Raw genomic sequence first — 16654 nt, 5'->3', positions numbered from 1 at the left:
TCCAGGGTTTGGAGCGCCGCACATTGCTATCAACGTGAACAAGGACGTAGCCATGAAATCAGTCTCCATCAGTGAAAGCAGCCCGCCCGTACAAATCTGGAACAGCGCCCCGCAACTGGACAACATTCCTGTCATCAGCACTCAGACCCTGGTTCCTGCCGGCGCACGCGCTGTGTTGATTGCCCCCCATCCCGGCGATGAAGTCGTGACCTGCGGCGGCCTGCTGCAGCTGCTCAGCGCCCTGGGTCATCCCCTGCAATTGATCTCGATTACCGACGGCAGCGCCAGCCATCCGGGCTCGCAACAATGGTCGGAGAAACGCTTGAGCGTGTTCCGCCCCCAGGAAAGCCTAGAAGCCTTGCGCCGGCTCGGATTGCCGATGCACAGCCTCAAATGGATTCGTGGCGGCTTCACCGACAACGCCCTGGCCGAACGGGAATTTCAGATGACTCAATTCATTGCCCGTTATTTACGTCCCGGGGATGTGGTGTTCAGCACCTGGCGCGAGGATGGCATTGTTGACCATGACGCCGTTGGTCGGGCCAGCGCCAAGGCTGCAGCAATGGTCGGGGCGGCGTTCAACGAAATACCGGTCTGGGCCTGGCACTGGCCAACGCGTGATCGAGGGCTCATCCCTTGGCATCGCGCGCGCAAGGTGCGCCTGGACACCTGGACCGTCGCGCGCAAAAGCCACGCCACCCACGCCTATGCCAGCCAGCTCGACGGCGAACCGGCCATCGGCCTCGCCCCGCTGCTGCCCCCGGTGCTTCTGGAGCGGATACGGTTGCCCTACGAAATTGTATTCGTCTGACGTAGCGCTGGTAGCAGCCCGTAGCAGCTGTCGAGCCTGCGAGGCTGCGTTCGGCTGCGAAGCAGCCGTCTATCCAGAGCATGGAGTTTGCCTGACACACCGCGTTGCCGGGTTTTACGACTGCTTCGCAGCCGAACGCAGCCTCGCAGGCTCGACAGCTGCTACAGGCTGCTACATTTTGGTGTGAGGGCTGCTTGCGACGAATCACTCTGAACTGCCCGCCACTGCATCAGTCGCATACATAACCAGTCCAGATTCAGAGGAGTGAACGTGACCAGTGATTCCAAGTGGCAGGCCGTCGAATCATCTCCATTGAACACGCCCCCGGCGATTCATCGACTGAGAGTGCTGACGGTCAACACCCACAAGGGTTTTACCGCACTCAACCGACGTTTCATTCTCCCGGAACTGCGTGAAGCGGTACGCAGTACGTCGGCGGACCTGGTGTTCCTGCAGGAAGTCGTCGGTGAACACGACCGCCATTCCACTCGCTACAACGATTGGCCGCTGACCTCACAGTACGAGTTCCTGGCCGACAGCATGTGGAGCGACTTCGCCTACGGCCGTAACGCGGTCTACCCCAACGGTCACCACGGCAACGCCCTGTTATCGAAATACCCGATCCGCGAACACCGCAACCTCGACGTCTCGATCACCGGCCCCGAACGCCGCGGCCTGCTGCATTGCGTTCTGGATGTACCGGGCCACACTGAAGTTCACGCGATCTGCGTGCACTTGAGTCTGCTGGAAAGCCATCGCCAGTTGCAGCTCCAGCTACTCTGCCTACTGCTCGAATCCTTGCCCGACGATGCGCCGGTGATCATCGCCGGCGACTTCAACGACTGGCAGCTGCAAGGCAACACCGCCCTCGCCCGTCGTGACTACCTGCATGAAGCCTTCGAGCGCCACCACGGTCGCCCGGCGAAAACCTATCCGGCGCGCTTCCCGCTGCTGCGTCTGGACCGGATTTATCTGCGCAATGCCAGCAGTCATGAACCGCGAATATTGGGGCACAAACCCTGGACGCATTTGTCGGATCATTTGCCGTTGGCGGTGGAAGTGCACCTGTAGCGGTTCAACCACGAGCCGAAACGAATGTTCGGTTTCAGCCTCATTATTGACAGTAACAAACAGCGAGAATCAGTCAGCCACTGCTTGAACAGAGGCGGCCAGAAGACCGACTGTCGGCTGACTAACGCCTCTGATTCGCGGGTTTCGCGATGATTTTTCGTACAAACAAGAACTTAGATAAACGCCAAAAAACAATTAGTTGCATCGACCAAATTAGCCATACCGCTCATCGTTCATTTTCTTGACGCAGTGGCATCGGTCTTCTTAGCTACACATTACTACCCCCGGAAATACACTAGGGGCAAACCCCAAGACACCCGCAAAATCGGGCGGCCAGCGGCTTGCCCCACTACATTCGGTCGCCCCTCATTCGGGGTAGGAGAGACGCCAGAGCGAGATTCGGCATGCGATTGCAAGGTAGACCTCCATGAAAACTTCATTCACCCCACAAGAGATCAAAGTCACTTTTTGTGCTGTCTCGAGTTCACTCCTTCTGTGCTCGTCCATGGAGGTACAGGCAGGGCCGGCAGAGGATGCAACCACGCCTTGGTACCGTCAGGATGTTCCGCTCATGACCTTACCCGCCGTCACTTTCACCACCCCCGGCCACTTCAGCACTGCATCGGATACACGAAGTTCACACCTGACCATCGAGGACGCTGCGCCTTCGGCTTGGGATCAGATGTATGGACAGGCTTCGCGGCAGGCGCAAACCGATGTTCTGGCTCAGGGGTTTGCTATCCCTGGCAGTAGCGAATTCAAAGGTCCGGCGATCCTGACTCTGCAAAGCGGTAGCGGTCATACCCAGCGGGTCGGACTGGTCGGCGGAATGACTCAGTTACAAGGCGACAGCAACGGGCTGCTGACCGGTCGCGCCCTTGCTGACCCCAGCCACGACACCCTCAACCTCGAAGGCCAGAGCCTCGGCGCTTACTGGAGCCTGACCGGGCCCCAGGGCTGGCACGTGGACTTGACGGCCAGCGGCGGCCGGGTCAACGGCTTTAGCCGCAATGACCAGGGCGCCCGACAAGTGACCGAGGGCAGCGCGGTGACGCTGTCGGTAGAAGGTGGTTTTCCCATTGGTCTGAGCGATAACTGGGTAGTTGAACCCCAGGCGCAATTAATCAATCAACGCATTACCCTGGACACCCCGTATGCAGGCTCAGGCAATGCCTCGTCCAGCGATCTGACGTCCTGGAGCGGCCGGGTCGGTGCACGGTTGAAAGGTAGTTACGACATCAACGGCATGGGGGTCGAACCCTATGTGCGAACCAACGTGTGGCACACGGTGTACACCAGCGATACCGTGAACCTCGATCAGGTCGAGAAGATCAGCAGCAGCCGCTATTCATCGACCGTCGAAGTGGGTTTGGGCTTGGTTGCCAGAGTGACACCCGCCGTGAGTTTTTACGTCAGCGCCGACTACAGCAGCAGTGTGGATGAAAATGATTTGAACGGGTTGATTGGGAGTTTGGGTGTGCGGATGCGGTGGTGAGTGTTTCAGTTCAAGAAATTGATTGTTCGGGCTGGCCCCTTCGCGAGCAAGCCCGCTCCCACATTGGTTTTGTGTACGACATCAATCCAAATGTGGGAGCGGCGGTGCGACGATTCGACTTGCTCGCGAAAGGAGCGACTCGGTGTTAGATCAACCCTCCGGACGCAGCATCAACACCGCCAGCGGCGGCAGGTTCAATACCAACGAGAGTGCCTGGCCATGGCTCGGCTCTTCCTCGGTAAATGCCCCGCCGCTGTTGCCATAGTTCGAACCGGCGTAAGTGGCCGCATCGCTGTTGATCACCTCGGTCCAGCGCCCTTCAAACGGTACGCCGATGCGATAACCCTCACGCGGCACCGGCGTGAAGTTAGCCACCACCAACACCGGCCGACCCTCCCTGCTCCAGCGCATGAAGGCGTAGACGCTGTTGATTGCATCATCACCAATCAACCACTGGAAGCCTTGCGGCGCGTCGTCCTGATCATGCAGCGCCGGCTCTTCGCGATACAGCCGATTGAGATCGCCGACGAGTTTCTGCACACCTTTGTGTTCCGAGTACTGCAGCAAGTACCAGTCGAGTTGCTGATCGTGGTTCCACTCACGCCACTGACCAAACTCGCAGCCCATGAACAACAGCTTCTTGCCCGGATGTGCCCACATGAAACTGAGGTAGGCGCGCAGATTGGCGAACTTCTGCCAGCGATCGCCGGGCATCTTGTCGATCAGCGAGTGCTTGCCGTGTACCACTTCATCGTGGGAGATCGGCAGGATAAAGCGCTCGGACCAGGCATACACCAGGCCGAAACTCAGTTCGTTGTGATGATGAGCGCGGTACACCGGGTCCTGCTGGATGTAATGCAGCGAATCGTGCATCCAGCCCATGTTCCACTTGTAGTCGAAGCCCAGCCCGCCCTGTTGCGTGCCCTGACTGACACCCGGCCATGCGGTGGACTCTTCGGCAATCACCAGCGCGCCGGGGGCTTCGAGATCGATCACGTCGTTGAGATGGCGCAGGAAGTCGATGGCTTCGAGGTTTTCCCGACCACCGTGACGGTTTGGCACCCATTCGCCGGCCTTGCGCGAGTAATCGCGATACAGCATCGAAGCCACGGCATCGACCCGCAGGCCGTCGACGTGGAAATGTTTGAGCCAGTGCAGCGCCGAGGCCAGCATGTAGCCATGCACTTCGGTGCGACCCAGGTTGTAGATCAGCGTGTCCCAGTCCTGATGGAAGCCTTCCTGCGGGTTACCGTATTCGTACAGCGCGGTGCCATCGAATTGCGCCAGGCCGTGAATATCGGTCGGGAAATGTGCCGGCACCCAATCGAGGATCACGCCGATATCAGCCTGGTGACAGGCATTGACGAACGCGGCGAAGTCATCCGGCGACCCGTAGCGGGCGCTCGGGGCGAATTGCGACAGCAGCTGATAACCCCAGGATCCACCGAACGGGTGTTCCATGATCGGCATCAACTCGATGTGGGTAAAACCCAGATCCTTCACGTAAGGAATCAGCCGCTCGGCCAACTCATGCCAGGTGTACAGGCGCGCAACTTCTCCCAAATCGTCCAACTCACATTGCCAGGACCCGGCATGCAATTCGTAGATCGACAGCGGCGCACTCACCCGATGACGGTCACCCCGCGATTGCATCCACTCCTGATCCTGCCAATCGATGTTCAGCGGCGAAGCGACTTTTGACGCGGTATCCGGCGGCAGCGAGGTGGCCAGCGCCATCGGGTCGGCCTTGAGCGGCAGAATGCCGTGGGTGCCGAGGATTTCGTACTTGTACGTTTCCCCCGCTTGCATGCGCGGGACGAAGATTTCCCATACACCGGTCGGATGACGCAGGCGCATCGGGTGCCGGCGACCGTCCCAGTTGTTGAAGTCACCCACCACCGACACCCTTTTGGCGTTCGGTGCCCACACGGCGAAACGCACGCCATCGACACCGTCGACCGTTTTCAGCTGCGCGCCCAGGCAAGCGCTGAGATCGCGGTGATTGCCTTCGGCGAACAGGTACAAGTCCATCTCGCCGAGCAACGGACCAAAGCTGTAAGGGTCTTCGGAAACCTGTTCGCCGCCGGCCCACCGGGTCCGCAGCAGATAAGGCTGCGCCCGATCGAAGTGCCCGACGAACAGGCCCGGTGTCTGGGTGGCCTCAAGGTTGCCGAGTTCCTCCCCGGAGTCCTTGGCCAGTACCTGCACGCTCAAGGCGTCCGGCAAATAGGCCCGAATGAATTGCCCACCATGACCATCGCCGTGGGGGCCAAGAATTGCAAAGGGGTCGTGATGTTCGGCGCGTACCAATGCGTCGATGTCCCGCGATCTGGGCAGCAACGCTTCTTTAGCGTGACCCTGTTCCTTGTTCGAGAAACTCATGACTACTCTCCACCAAGATCGGAAAAGGGTTTAAGCCCACTCAATAACCCATACAAACCGTGCAACGGCACGGGCAACCATGTGGGGCGATTTTCTGCCTCATAGGCTACTTCATACGCTGCCTTCTCCAGGCCGAACAACGCCAATGCGGCGTCCTCGCCTTCCGGATCTTGCCATGCATGAGCAAGACTAGCTGCCGCCAGCCGATAAGCGTCGACAAATGCTTGTCTTGCTTCATTTAAATAGCGATCAGCGACACGTTGACGAGCGGCTCGGGCATCGGCCGTGTTATCGACGTTGTGTACGTTAATCGCCATCGCCGCAGCGTAGTCAAAAGAACGCAATACGCCACTGACGTCTTTGTACGGGCTGTGTTTGCCCCGTCGTTCGTGCAGCGGCCGCGCCGGCTCGCCTTCGAAGTCGATCAGGTAGGCGTCGCCCTTGATCACCAGCACCTGGCCCAGGTGCAAGTCGCCGTGGACGCGAATGCGCAGACCACCAACGGCTTTTTTACCCAGCTCCTGAACATGACTGAGGATGGCTTTTTTGTTGTCCAGTAAACGAGTGACCAAGGCTTTGTCTGCCGGGTTCAATTCGCTTTGATGCTGTTTGAGCAACTTCAGCGCGTATTCCAATTGCGCCGCCACGTCCTTGGCGCAGGCCAGGGCATCTTTCTGGGTGGTGATCTTCGGGGTGAAGTCCGGGTTGTCGCTGGGCGCCGCCAGCACCTGATGCATTTCGCCCAGACGTTGACCGAGCATGCCGGCGAAGTCTCTCAGTTCGCCCAAGGCGTTGTAGTGTTGCTCCTGCTCGGACATGGCATCGGCCAGCTCGTCGCGCAGTGCCCGTTCGAGGTTGTTCTGGGTCCATTCCCAGGCGTCGCCCTGATTGCTCAAATAGCCTTGGGCAATCATCAACAGACTTTCCTCACCCGCCGGATCACGGCGAACCACCGAACCCAGCAGCGGCGAGATATTGCGGAAACCGGCGTGAGTCAGGAACGCGCTCATTTCCAGTTCCGGGTGCACGCCAGACGCAACCTTGCGGATCAGTTTGAGCACCAGGCTGTTGCCGATCACCACCGAACTGTTGGACTGTTCGGCGGACAGGTAACGCACTTCCGATTCCCCGGTCAGCCCGAGTTTCGCCAGTTCCCATGTCGGCTCAAAGCAGATATCGCCCGCACTGGATGGCAATACGGTATTACTTTGCATGCCCTGCAATACCGCATGCACAAAGGTGTCGAGGCTGAAGGCATCGGTGATCAAGCCGACCTGACGCACGCGCCGGACCCGAGACAAGGCCAGTTGCTGAGGCAACGCGGCACCGACCTGATCTTCAGAGATAAAACCGAACGGCAACTGATAGCGACTGGTCTGGCCGCCACTGGTGACGTCGATTTCACTCAACAGCACGGGGTGCAGCGGATCGCCAAAGCGCACGCCGTAAGCGATGTTGACCTGTTCGATGGCCCCGTCCTTGCCGGCGAACCAGCGGCGATTCTGTAGCCAGCTCGGCAAGATCCCCTGCTCCAGCGTGCCGCGGGAGGGCGCTTCGAGCAGTTCTTCCATGCGTTTTTTCAGCACCAGCGTGGTGAAGTCCGGCAGGCTTTGCGCCGGTTCCACGTGCCAGCTCGGCATCTGGTTTTCCGCCGCCAGGACGAACCAATAGAAGCCGTAAGGCGCCAGGGTCAGCAGGAAACTCAACTGACCAATAGGCGGGAAGGCGTTACCGCCGAGCATCTCCACCGGCACCATGCCGACGTAGGCCGACAGGTCCAGTTCCGCTGCTTGCGCGCTACGGGACACGTTGGCCACGCACAAGATGATTTCGTGCTTGCCGTCCGGCCCGGTGAATTCCCGGGTGTAGGCCAGAATCCGCCGGTTAGTCGGCGAGAGCATTTTCAGCGTGCCGCGACCGAAGGCCTTGGATTGCTTACGCACGGCGAGCATGCGCCGGGTCCAGTTCAGCAGCGAATGTGGGTCGCCGGCCTGGGTTTCAACGTTGACCGACAGGTAACCGTATTGCGGGTCCATGATCGGCGGCAGCACCAGGCTGGCAGGGTCGGCGCGGGAGAAACCGCCGTTACGGTCAATCGACCACTGCATCGGCGTGCGCACACCGTCACGGTCTCCGAGGTAGATGTTGTCGCCCATGCCGATTTCATCGCCGTAATACAGGGTCGGCGTGCCGGGCATCGACAGCAGCAAACTGTTGAGCAGTTCCACGCGACGACGATCGCGCTCCATTAACGGCGCCAAGCGGCGGCGAATCCCCAGGTTTATCCGCGCCCGACGGTCGGCCGCGTAGTAATTCCACAGGTAATCGCGTTCCTTGTCAGTGACCATTTCAAGGGTCAGCTCATCGTGGTTGCGCAGGAAAATCGCCCACTGACAGTTGGCCGGGATCTCCGGGGTCTGACGCAGAATGTCGGTGATCGGGAAACGGTCTTCCTGGGCCAGCGCCATGTACATGCGCGGCATCAGCGGGAAGTGGAACGCCATGTGGCATTCGTCGCCGTTCAGGCCTTTGGCATCGGTGTCACCGAAGTACAGCTGGGTGTCTTCCGGCCATTGGTTGGCCTCGGCCAGCAGCATGCGGTCCGGATAATTGGCGTCGATTTCGGCACGGATCTGCTTGAGGACGTCGTGGGTCTCGGGCAGGTTTTCGTTGTTGGTGCCGTCGCGTTCGATCAGGTACGGAATCGCGTCCAGACGCAGACCGTCGATGCCCATGTCCAGCCAGTAGCGCATCACCGACAGCACGGCTTTCATGACTTGCGGGTTATCGAAATTCAGGTCTGGCTGGTGAGAATAGAAGCGATGCCAGAAGTATTGGCCGGCCACCGGGTCCCAGGTCCAGTTGGATTTTTCGGTGTCGAGAAAGATGATGCGGGTGCCGTCGTATTTTTGATCGTCATCAGACCAGACGTAAAAGTCCCGCGCCGCCGAACCGGGTTTGGCCTTGCGCGCACGCTGGAACCAGGCGTGCTGGTCAGAGGTATGGTTGATGACCAGTTCAGTAATCACCCGCAGGCCACGTTTGTGGGCTTCAGAGATGAACCGCTTGGCGTCGGCCATGGTGCCGTAGTCGGAATGCACGCCACGGTATTCGGCAATGTCGTAGCCGTCATCGCGCCGTGGCGAGGGATAGAACGGCAATAGCCAGATGGTGTTGACGCCCAGATCGGCAATGTAATCGAGTTTGGCGATAAGACCGGGAAAGTCGCCGATCCCGTCATTGTTGGAGTCGAAAAAAGACTTAACGTGAACCTGGTAGATCACTGCATCCTTGTACCAGAGCGGGTCCTTGATAAAGGTGGCTGCCTTGGGTTTCTTCGCCATTTGAAACTCCTGTTGAATTCGGTAAAGCCCCTGAGCCGAACGCCTACCTGTGGCGAGGGAGCTTGCTCCCGCTCGGCTGCGAAGCAGTCGTAATCTGCTAGCGAGGTGTGACTGACAAACTGTCTTGGGGCCGCTACGCGCCCCAGCGGGAGCAAGCTCCCTCGCCACAAAAGCTGTCTCAGGAAATGGTGATCCGCCAGATCCCGAACGGTTGATGCGCCGGGTCGATCCGCATGAATTGGTACTTGCCGTGCCAGGTCCAGCGATGACCGCTCATCAAGTCTTCGCCCTGGGTGCTGGCGTCGTCGGGGAGGCCCATTTCCCACAGCGGCAATTCGAAATTCGCTTCCTGGACGTTATGCGGATCAAGACTGACGGCCACCAGAATGAAATTGCTGCCATCCGCGCTGCGTTTGCCAAAATACAGAATGTTGTCGTTCCAGGCGTTGTAGACCTTCAAGCCAAGATGCGTCTGCAGCGCCGGGTTCTGCCGGCGAATGCGGTTGAGCTGGGCGATCTCGGCGATGATGTTGCCCGGCGCGTTGAAGTCCCGTGGGCGGATTTCGTATTTCTCGGAATTGAGGTATTCCTCCTTGCCCGGCACCGGTGCCGCTTCGCACAGTTCGAAGCCTGAATACATGCCCCACAGACCGGAGCCCATGGTCGCCAGCGCGGCGCGGATCAGAAATCCGGCACGCCCCGACTCATGCAAAAACGCCGGGTTGATGTCGGGCGTGTTAACGAAGAAGTTCGGCCGGAAGCATTCGCTCCACGGCGATTCGTTGAGTTCGGTGAAGTAAGTGGCCAGCTCGGACTTGTTGTTGCGCCAGGTGAAGTAGGTGTAGCTCTGGGAGTAACCGACCTTGCCCAACCGCGCCATCATCGCCGGGGTGGTGAACGCTTCGGCCAGGAAGATCACCTCGGGGTACAGCGCCCGCACATCAGCGATCAGCCACTGCCAGAACGGCAGCGGTTTGGTGTGAGGGTTGTCGACGCGAAACAGCTTCACGCCCTCCTCGACCCAACCCACCACGACGTCGCGCAACTCGACCCACAGACTCGGAATCGCATCGGTGGCATAGAAATCGACGTTGACGATGTCCTGGTATTTCTTCGGCGGGTTCTCGGCGTATTTGATCGTGCCGTCCGGCCGCCAGTTGAACCAGCCCGGATGCTGCTGCAGCCACGGGTGGTCCTGGGAACACTGAATCGCGAAGTCGAGGGCGATTTCCAGCCCATGGTCAGCGGCGGCTGCGACAAGACGCCGGAAGTCTTCACGAGTGCCCAGCTCCGCATGAATGGCTTCATGCCCGCCCTCTTCGCTGCCGATGGCATACGGACTGCCCGGATCGTCCGGCCCGGCGGTCAGGGAGTTGTTCGGGCCCTTGCGGTAACTGCGGCCGATCGGGTGGATCGGTGGGAAGTACAGCACATCGAAGCCCATGTCCTGAATCATCGGCAGCCGCGAATGCACATCCTTGAAGGTGCCGTGACGGGCCGGATCGTCAGTGATCGAACGCGGAAACAATTCATACCAACTGGCGAACTGCGCCAGGTCCCGTTCGACGTCGAGTGGGTATTCGGGGCTGATGCTCAAATAGGCACGATGATCGGCTTGCGTCATCAGCTCGGCGCTACGCTGGTGCAGAAACAGCTCGACCTGCTCGATTTCGAGCAGACCCGACAATTCATGGTGCAGCGCTGCCAGTTGCTCGCTCAGCTGTCCTTCCGTGCGTTCGGCGGCTTGCTGGACTTGAGTCCGCCCTTCCTGCAGTTCCAGGCTGATCGGCACTCTGGCTGCGTGTTTTTTCTCCAGGTCATAACAGAAGCTGGCGAACTGATCGATCCAGGCTTCGATGCAAAACACATAACGGCCCTGGCGCGCGACCCGGAACTGACCCTGCCAACCGTTATTGCCCAGGTCGGCCATGACTTCGCTTTGCCAGGTTTCCTCACCCTCGGCGTGCCAGCGCACTCGCACGGCCAATTTGTCGTGACCGTCGGCAAACACTTTGCTGGTCACCACCACGTCCTGACCCACCACGGCTTTGACGGCGAACTGCCCGCCATCGAGGGTCGGCATGGTGTTTTCGATGGCGATGCGCGGTAGCAGTAAAGCCTGCGACAGCGGCATATGAGGGTTGTAGTTCAGCTCTGTGGGTTTTTCAGCAGTCATCGAGCATCTCTCCTTTACGCCCCATGGACGCTCTTGTGTCTGTGGCTTGTAACAGGATAGCCATCCCGCAGGATCGTCCGCCCCGGAATGAACTCACTTAGGTTCCGAGCGACAGGCGCCGGTAAAAGTTCACGAGAAATTGCCTGGGCCTTCGGCGGAATCAATTCCTTTACACAGTGGTCAACACACTTAAGCACGACTTACGCCATGTGCCACTGGAGGCTGAAGTTATGAGCATTCCGATCCCTGCCGAAACACCTGATCCAAACATCGACAGCCCGACCATTCCGCCGACCGAGCCTGAACCTATGCCTGAGCAAGAGCCGCCCGGAACTACCCCGCCACCGCGCGAAGACCCGCCGAGTACCATGCCGCCGGTGGTTGTCACACCTACGGCGGATCGCGTTCAAGCATTTTCACGATCTTGGGCATCACACTGAGAATCGCCAACGCCAGCAACGTACTGAGTACCGCCGTCGCTTCTCGCCCCAACCCGGCCGAGACGCCAATGGCGGCGGTCATCCACAACCCGGCGGCGGTGGTCAGGCCTTTGACGTGCCCCTCGTCGCCCTCGTTGTTTTTCAGAATAGTCCCCGCGCCAAGAAAGCCGATCCCCGCGATCACACCCTGCACCACCCGGCTCATGGCATCGGCCTGTGAGCCGGACATTTGCGGCACCAGCACGAACAGCGCGGCGCCGAGGGCTACCAGCATGTGGGTGCGCACCCCGGCGGCCTTGCCCTTGTGCTCGCGTTCGAAGCCGAGAATCCCGCCCAACACTGCTGCCATCAGCAAACGCACGGTAATGCGCGTCAGTTGTGAAGCGTCGCCAATGTCGGCGAACTCCGCTTGCAGGGTCACCCAAACCTCATGCCACCAGGCGTTCATGGTGTTGTCCTTGTTAAGGGTCGTTTCAGGGTGGACAGCGCCGACCATTAATCGGTTGCACAGAACGATGATCCTCGGCTGCGCCCTAACACTTTAGAACCCGCAGAAAAAAGGACACCTCCATGACTGTGCGCATCGAAAACCAGACCTGCTTCTTCATTACCGAGAACGGCGAAGAAATTCGTTTGTGTCCCGACGTCACCATCATTACCGACTCGGAAAAAGCCATGTCGGCGGTGGAGCTCGATGGCCAGCGCTTCTACATTACCGAAGCAGAAGCCGACGCATTGACCGTAGCAGGCGCAGTCGACGGGCGTAAGCATTTGAAGGCCACCGACAGTGATTCGGTGATTTGACTGACCCGGATCAACAACACCCGCAGACGCTTGATATAGGCGTCTGCGTCCCGCTGCTGCGGGTGCATCAACTTGTCGCAGGCAGCAGATCAAGGCCAATCTGATCCGCTTTTTATTGCATTAGGTGAGTCTGTTATGCAAACAGATCGCCGCTCATAGTGCTCAGGCCTGATGGAGGCTGATGAGCGAAAGACCATGAGCGATAGAATCCCCGTCCGAACCGTAGAAACCGCCCCTTTAGTACAGAACCCTTCAGTGCAGAGCTATGAGCCTTCGCGTCCAAAGATGAAGGCCAAGTCCAGCGACAACCTGATCCACACCCGCAGCTTCACCGGTTTATTCCGCACCCTGCGCATGAGCGGCGCGGGGTTTCTGTTTTTGCTGTTCTTCGGCACGGTGTGGTTGAACTGGGGCGGCCGCCAGGCGGTGCTCTGGGACCTTTCCGAAAGCAAATTCCACATCTTCGGCGCAACCTTCTGGCCGCAGGATTTCATCCTGCTGTCGGCGCTGCTGATCATTGCTGCGTTCGGCCTGTTCGCGATCACCGTGTTCGCCGGGCGAGTCTGGTGCGGTTACACCTGCCCACAGAGTTCCTGGACCTGGATCTTCATGTGGTGCGAGAAGCTCACCGAAGGCGAACGCAACCAGCGGATCAAGCTGCAAGCCGCACCCTGGGGCCTGAACAAACTGATCCGCCGCTCGGCCAAGCACACCTTGTGGCTGGCCATCAGTTTGTTGACCGGCCTGACCTTTGTCGGCTATTTCACCCCGATCCGGCCGCTTGCAGAAGAACTGCTCACTTGGCAGATGGGCGGCGTCAGCCTGTTCTGGGTACTGTTCTTTACCGGCGCGACTTACATCAACGCCGGTTGGCTGCGTGAAGCGGTGTGCATGCACATGTGTCCGTATGCAAGGTTCCAGAGCGTCATGTTCGACAAAGACACCCTGACCATCTCCTACGACGTGGCCCGTGGCGAAAACCGTGGCCCGCGCAAACGTGACGTGGCACCGGCTGACGTCGGCCTCGGTGATTGCATCGACTGCCAGGTGTGCGTGCAGGTCTGCCCGACCGGCATCGACATCCGCGACGGCTTGCAGATGGAATGCATCGGTTGCGCCGCGTGTATCGACGCCTGTGATTCGATCATGGACAAAATGGGCTACGCCCGCGGGTTGATCAGCTACACCTCGGAGCATCAATTGCAGGGTGGCAAGACTCATTTGTTGCGGCCGCGTTTGATCGGCTACACCGCGGTGTTGCTGGTGATGATCAGTGCGCTTGCCCTGGCGCTGGTTGAGCGGCCGATGGTGTCGCTGGACGTGAGCAAGGACCGTGGCCTGTTCCGCGAGAACAGTCAGGGACAGATCGAAAACATCTACAGCCTGAAAGTCATCAACAAAACCCAGCAACGGCAGGACTACCGTTTGACCCTGGTCGATGGCGAAGGCTTCCAGTTGCAAGGCAAGACCGAACTGAGTCTGGCTCCCGGTGAGATTGTGGATGTGCCGGTGTCTGTGGCGATGACCACGGAACGGCCAAGCAGCAGTTCGCAGACGATCAGCTTCAAGATTGTCGACAGTGATGAGCCAGAGATTTATAGCGTGGCGAAGAGCCGGTTTGTTGCGCCGATGAACCGTTGAGGCTTTAGAATCCACCCCTCACCCCAGCCCTCTCCCCACGGGGGAGAGGGGGGAAAGGGAGCAGATCTTCAAGCCTTTCAAAACCTGAGTTCGACTAGATATTTCAGGTCGCAGTATTTTGAACAAACACCTCGGTCAGTCCCCTCGCCCCCTGGGGAGAGGGTTAGGGTGAGGGGGTGGATATCCCTGACACCCAACAAAAACCCCAGGCGACAAGGCCACCCGATGAAACGCTACGAAAAATTCGCCGACGACATCGCTGAACTGATCCGCTCCGGTGTCCTCGGCCCCGGCCAGCGCGTCCCTTCCGTGCGCTATGCCAGTCAGACCTACGGGGTCAGTCCGTCCACGGTGTTCCAGGCCTACTACCTGCTCGAACGCCGCGGCCTGATCCGCGCTCGCCCGCGTTCTGGCTACTTCGTCAACGCACACGCGCCGAGCCCGTTCTCGGAGCCGGTGATCAGCAGTCAGGTCAACGAGTCCACCGAAGTCGATGTCAGCGAGTTGGTGTTCTCGGTTCTCGATTCGATCAAGGACCCGAACACCGTGCCCTTCGGCTCGGCCTTCCCCAGCCCGACCTTGTTCCCGCTGCAGCGCCTGTCCCGCTCTCTGGCCAGCGCCGCCCGCGAGATGGACCCGCGCATGGTCGTCACCGACATGTCGCCGGGCAACCCGCAACTGCGTCGACAAATCGCCCTGCGCTACATGGTCGGCGGGCTGATGCTGCCCATGGAAGAACTGCTGATCACCAACGGCGCGCTGGAAGCGTTGAACCTGTGCCTGCAAGCGGTCACCGAGCCCGGCGATCTGGTGGCCATCGAAGCCCCGGCGTTCTACGCCTGCCTGCAAATCCTGGAGCGGCTGAAGCTCAAAGCCGTGGAAATCCCTGTGCATCCGCGCGATGGCATCGACCTTGGCGTACTCGCGCAAACCCTGGCACGGCACCCGATCAAGGCTGTCTGGTGCATGACCAGTTTCCAGAACCCGATGGGCGCGACGATGCCCGAGGCGAAGAAACAGGAACTGGTTGAGCTATTACGCAGCCATCAGGTGCCGTTGATCGAGGACGATGTCTACGCAGAGCTGTATTACGGCCAACAGGCGCCGAAACCGGCCAAGGCTTTTGATACCGAAGGGCTGGTGATGCATTGCGGCTCGTTCGCCAAAAGCCTGGCCCCCGGCTACCGCATCGGTTGGGTCGCCGCCGGGCGCTATGCGCAGAAGATCGAGCGGCTGAAACTCATGACGTCGCTATGCGCGTCGATGCCGGCCCAGGCGGCCATTGCCGATTACCTGCAACACGGCGGCTATGACCGGCACTTGCGAAAACTGCGGTACGCCCTGGAAGAACAGCAAAGCGCCATGCTCGCCGCTATCGCGCGCTACTTCCCGGCGCAGACTCGCGTCAGCCAACCAGCCGGCGGTTACTTCCTGTGGCTGGAACTGCCACCGCAGATGGATTCACTGAAGTTGTTTCAGATGGCGTTGGCGCAAGGGATCAGCATTGCGCCTGGACCGATCTTTTCACCGACCCAGCGCTTCAGGAATTGCATTCGGCTGAATTACGGCAGCCCCTGGGATGAGACTGCCGAGAAGGCAATGGAGACGTTGGGGCGGATTGTGCGGTCGTTCTGAATGATCGTTCCCACGCTCGCGTGGGAACGATCAGTGTTAACGCCCGCCGCCGAGGTCAACAAACGTCCCGGTCGCATAGGAAGCCTTGTCCGACAGCAACCACACAATCGCCTCAGCCACTTCATCCGGCCGCCCGCCCCGAGCCATCGGAATCGCCGACTCTAGCTTACTGACCCGATCCGGGTCGCCGCTCAACGCGTGGAAATCGGTATAAATGTAACCGGGGCGCACGGCGTTGACGCGGATGCCTTCGCCGGCCACTTCCTTGGACAGGCCGATGGTGAACGTATCCAGCGCACCTTTGGAGGCGGCGTAGTCGACGTACTCGCCGGGCGCGCCCAAGCGTGAGGCCACCGAGGACACGTTAACGATGCTGCCACCCTGCCCGCCATGCTTGGGCGACATGCGCAGGATCGCGTGTTTGGCGCAGAGAATCGGCGCCAGGACGTTGGTTCTGAGGATTTTGAGAATACGGAATTCAGACATTTCATCGATCCGCGACTTGTGCCCGACGGTGCCGGCGTTATTCACCAGTGCCGTGACCCGGCCCAACTCAGTGTCCACGCGGTGGAACAGCGCGATCACTTCATCTTCGATGCTGACGTCAGCGCGCACCGCGATGGCTTGGGCGCCGAGGGCGCGGACTTGCTCCAGGACACGTTGCGCAGCCGATTCGTCGGCCAGGTAGTTGATGCAGATCCGATAGCCTTGTTCGGCGGCCAACACGGCTGTGGCGGCGCCGATACCGCGGCTGCCGCCAGTGATGACAATGACTTTGTCCATGCGAAATTTCCCCCATTCCAAGCGTTAGCAGTCGGGGCCAAGAATAACCGTCATCGCTGGCTTTTGCATGGG

The 16654-nt window shown here is 59.6% G+C and carries 12 protein-coding genes; 7 read left to right on the top strand and 5 right to left on the bottom strand.

Annotated features, from left to right (window positions below):
• The first annotated feature begins 52 nt into the window (after positions 1-52).
• From KGB23_RS06555 to KGB23_RS06545, 3 genes are all read left to right on the top strand, one after another.
• The gene (locus KGB23_RS06555) at positions 53-811 is read left to right on the top strand and encodes a PIG-L deacetylase family protein (protein WP_223430364.1); all 759 of its coding nucleotides are present in this window, start codon (positions 53-55) and stop codon (positions 809-811) included.
• 270 nt (positions 812-1081) lie between these two features.
• Positions 1082-1882: an endonuclease/exonuclease/phosphatase family protein gene (locus KGB23_RS06550; protein ID WP_223430363.1), complete on the top strand. Its 801-nt coding sequence runs from the start codon at positions 1082-1084 to the stop codon at positions 1880-1882.
• Positions 1883-2309: 427 nt separating this feature from the next.
• Positions 2310-3377, top strand: a complete 1068-nt coding sequence (locus tag KGB23_RS06545; RefSeq protein ID WP_223430362.1) for an autotransporter outer membrane beta-barrel domain-containing protein — start codon at positions 2310-2312, stop codon at positions 3375-3377.
• 150 nt (positions 3378-3527) lie between these two features.
• Here KGB23_RS06545 and glgB read toward each other — a convergent pair whose 3' ends face one another.
• The 3 genes from glgB to KGB23_RS06530 form a co-directional block, all read right to left on the bottom strand.
• A complete protein-coding gene (glgB, locus tag KGB23_RS06540) occupies positions 3528-5759 on the bottom strand; it encodes a 1,4-alpha-glucan branching protein GlgB (RefSeq protein WP_223430361.1) in 2232 nt (743 codons plus the stop codon).
• Between the two features lie 2 nt (positions 5760-5761).
• A complete protein-coding gene (gene treS, locus KGB23_RS06535; protein WP_223430360.1) occupies positions 5762-9103 on the bottom strand; it encodes a maltose alpha-D-glucosyltransferase in 3342 nt (1113 codons plus the stop codon).
• 178 nt (positions 9104-9281) lie between these two features.
• Positions 9282-11279 (bottom strand): alpha-1,4-glucan--maltose-1-phosphate maltosyltransferase, encoded by a 1998-nt coding sequence (locus KGB23_RS06530; protein ID WP_223430359.1) that lies wholly within the window; start codon positions 11277-11279, stop codon positions 9282-9284.
• Between the two features lie 230 nt (positions 11280-11509).
• Here KGB23_RS06530 and KGB23_RS06525 point away from each other — a divergent pair, with 230 nt between their 5' ends.
• Positions 11510-11719: a hypothetical protein gene (locus tag KGB23_RS06525; RefSeq protein ID WP_223430358.1), complete on the top strand. Its 210-nt coding sequence runs from the start codon at positions 11510-11512 to the stop codon at positions 11717-11719.
• Here the strand turns inward: KGB23_RS06525 and KGB23_RS06520 are convergent.
• Positions 11670-12167, bottom strand: a complete 498-nt coding sequence (locus KGB23_RS06520) for an MgtC/SapB family protein (RefSeq protein WP_223430357.1) — start codon at positions 12165-12167, stop codon at positions 11670-11672. The two genes, KGB23_RS06525 and KGB23_RS06520, sit on opposite strands and share 50 nt — an antisense overlap.
• A gap of 122 nt (positions 12168-12289) precedes the next feature.
• Between KGB23_RS06520 and KGB23_RS06515 the strand changes: the two genes are divergently transcribed.
• The 3 genes from KGB23_RS06515 to mapR all read left to right on the top strand — a co-directional run bounded on the left by KGB23_RS06515 (position 12290) and on the right by mapR (position 15799).
• The gene (locus KGB23_RS06515; protein ID WP_149627920.1) at positions 12290-12523 is read left to right on the top strand and encodes a DUF3203 family protein; all 234 of its coding nucleotides are present in this window, start codon (positions 12290-12292) and stop codon (positions 12521-12523) included.
• 195 nt (positions 12524-12718) lie between these two features.
• Entirely contained in the window at positions 12719-14164 is a 1446-nt protein-coding gene (gene ccoG, locus KGB23_RS06510; protein WP_223430356.1) for a cytochrome c oxidase accessory protein CcoG, read from the top strand.
• A 225-nt stretch (positions 14165-14389) separates the two neighbouring features.
• A complete protein-coding gene (gene mapR / locus KGB23_RS06505; protein WP_076031034.1) occupies positions 14390-15799 on the top strand; it encodes a GntR family transcriptional regulator MpaR in 1410 nt (469 codons plus the stop codon).
• A 36-nt stretch (positions 15800-15835) separates the two neighbouring features.
• Here the strand turns inward: mapR and KGB23_RS06500 are convergent, their stop codons facing one another.
• The gene (locus KGB23_RS06500) at positions 15836-16582 is read right to left on the bottom strand and encodes an SDR family oxidoreductase (RefSeq protein ID WP_150657905.1); all 747 of its coding nucleotides are present in this window, start codon (positions 16580-16582) and stop codon (positions 15836-15838) included.
• Between the last annotated feature and the right edge of the window lie 72 nt (positions 16583-16654).

The sequence above is a fragment of the Pseudomonas sp. GL-B-26 genome, assembly GCF_019947405.1.
Classification (GTDB): domain Bacteria; phylum Pseudomonadota; class Gammaproteobacteria; order Pseudomonadales; family Pseudomonadaceae; genus Aquipseudomonas.
This window is presented reverse-complemented; position numbering and strand designations above follow the sequence as displayed.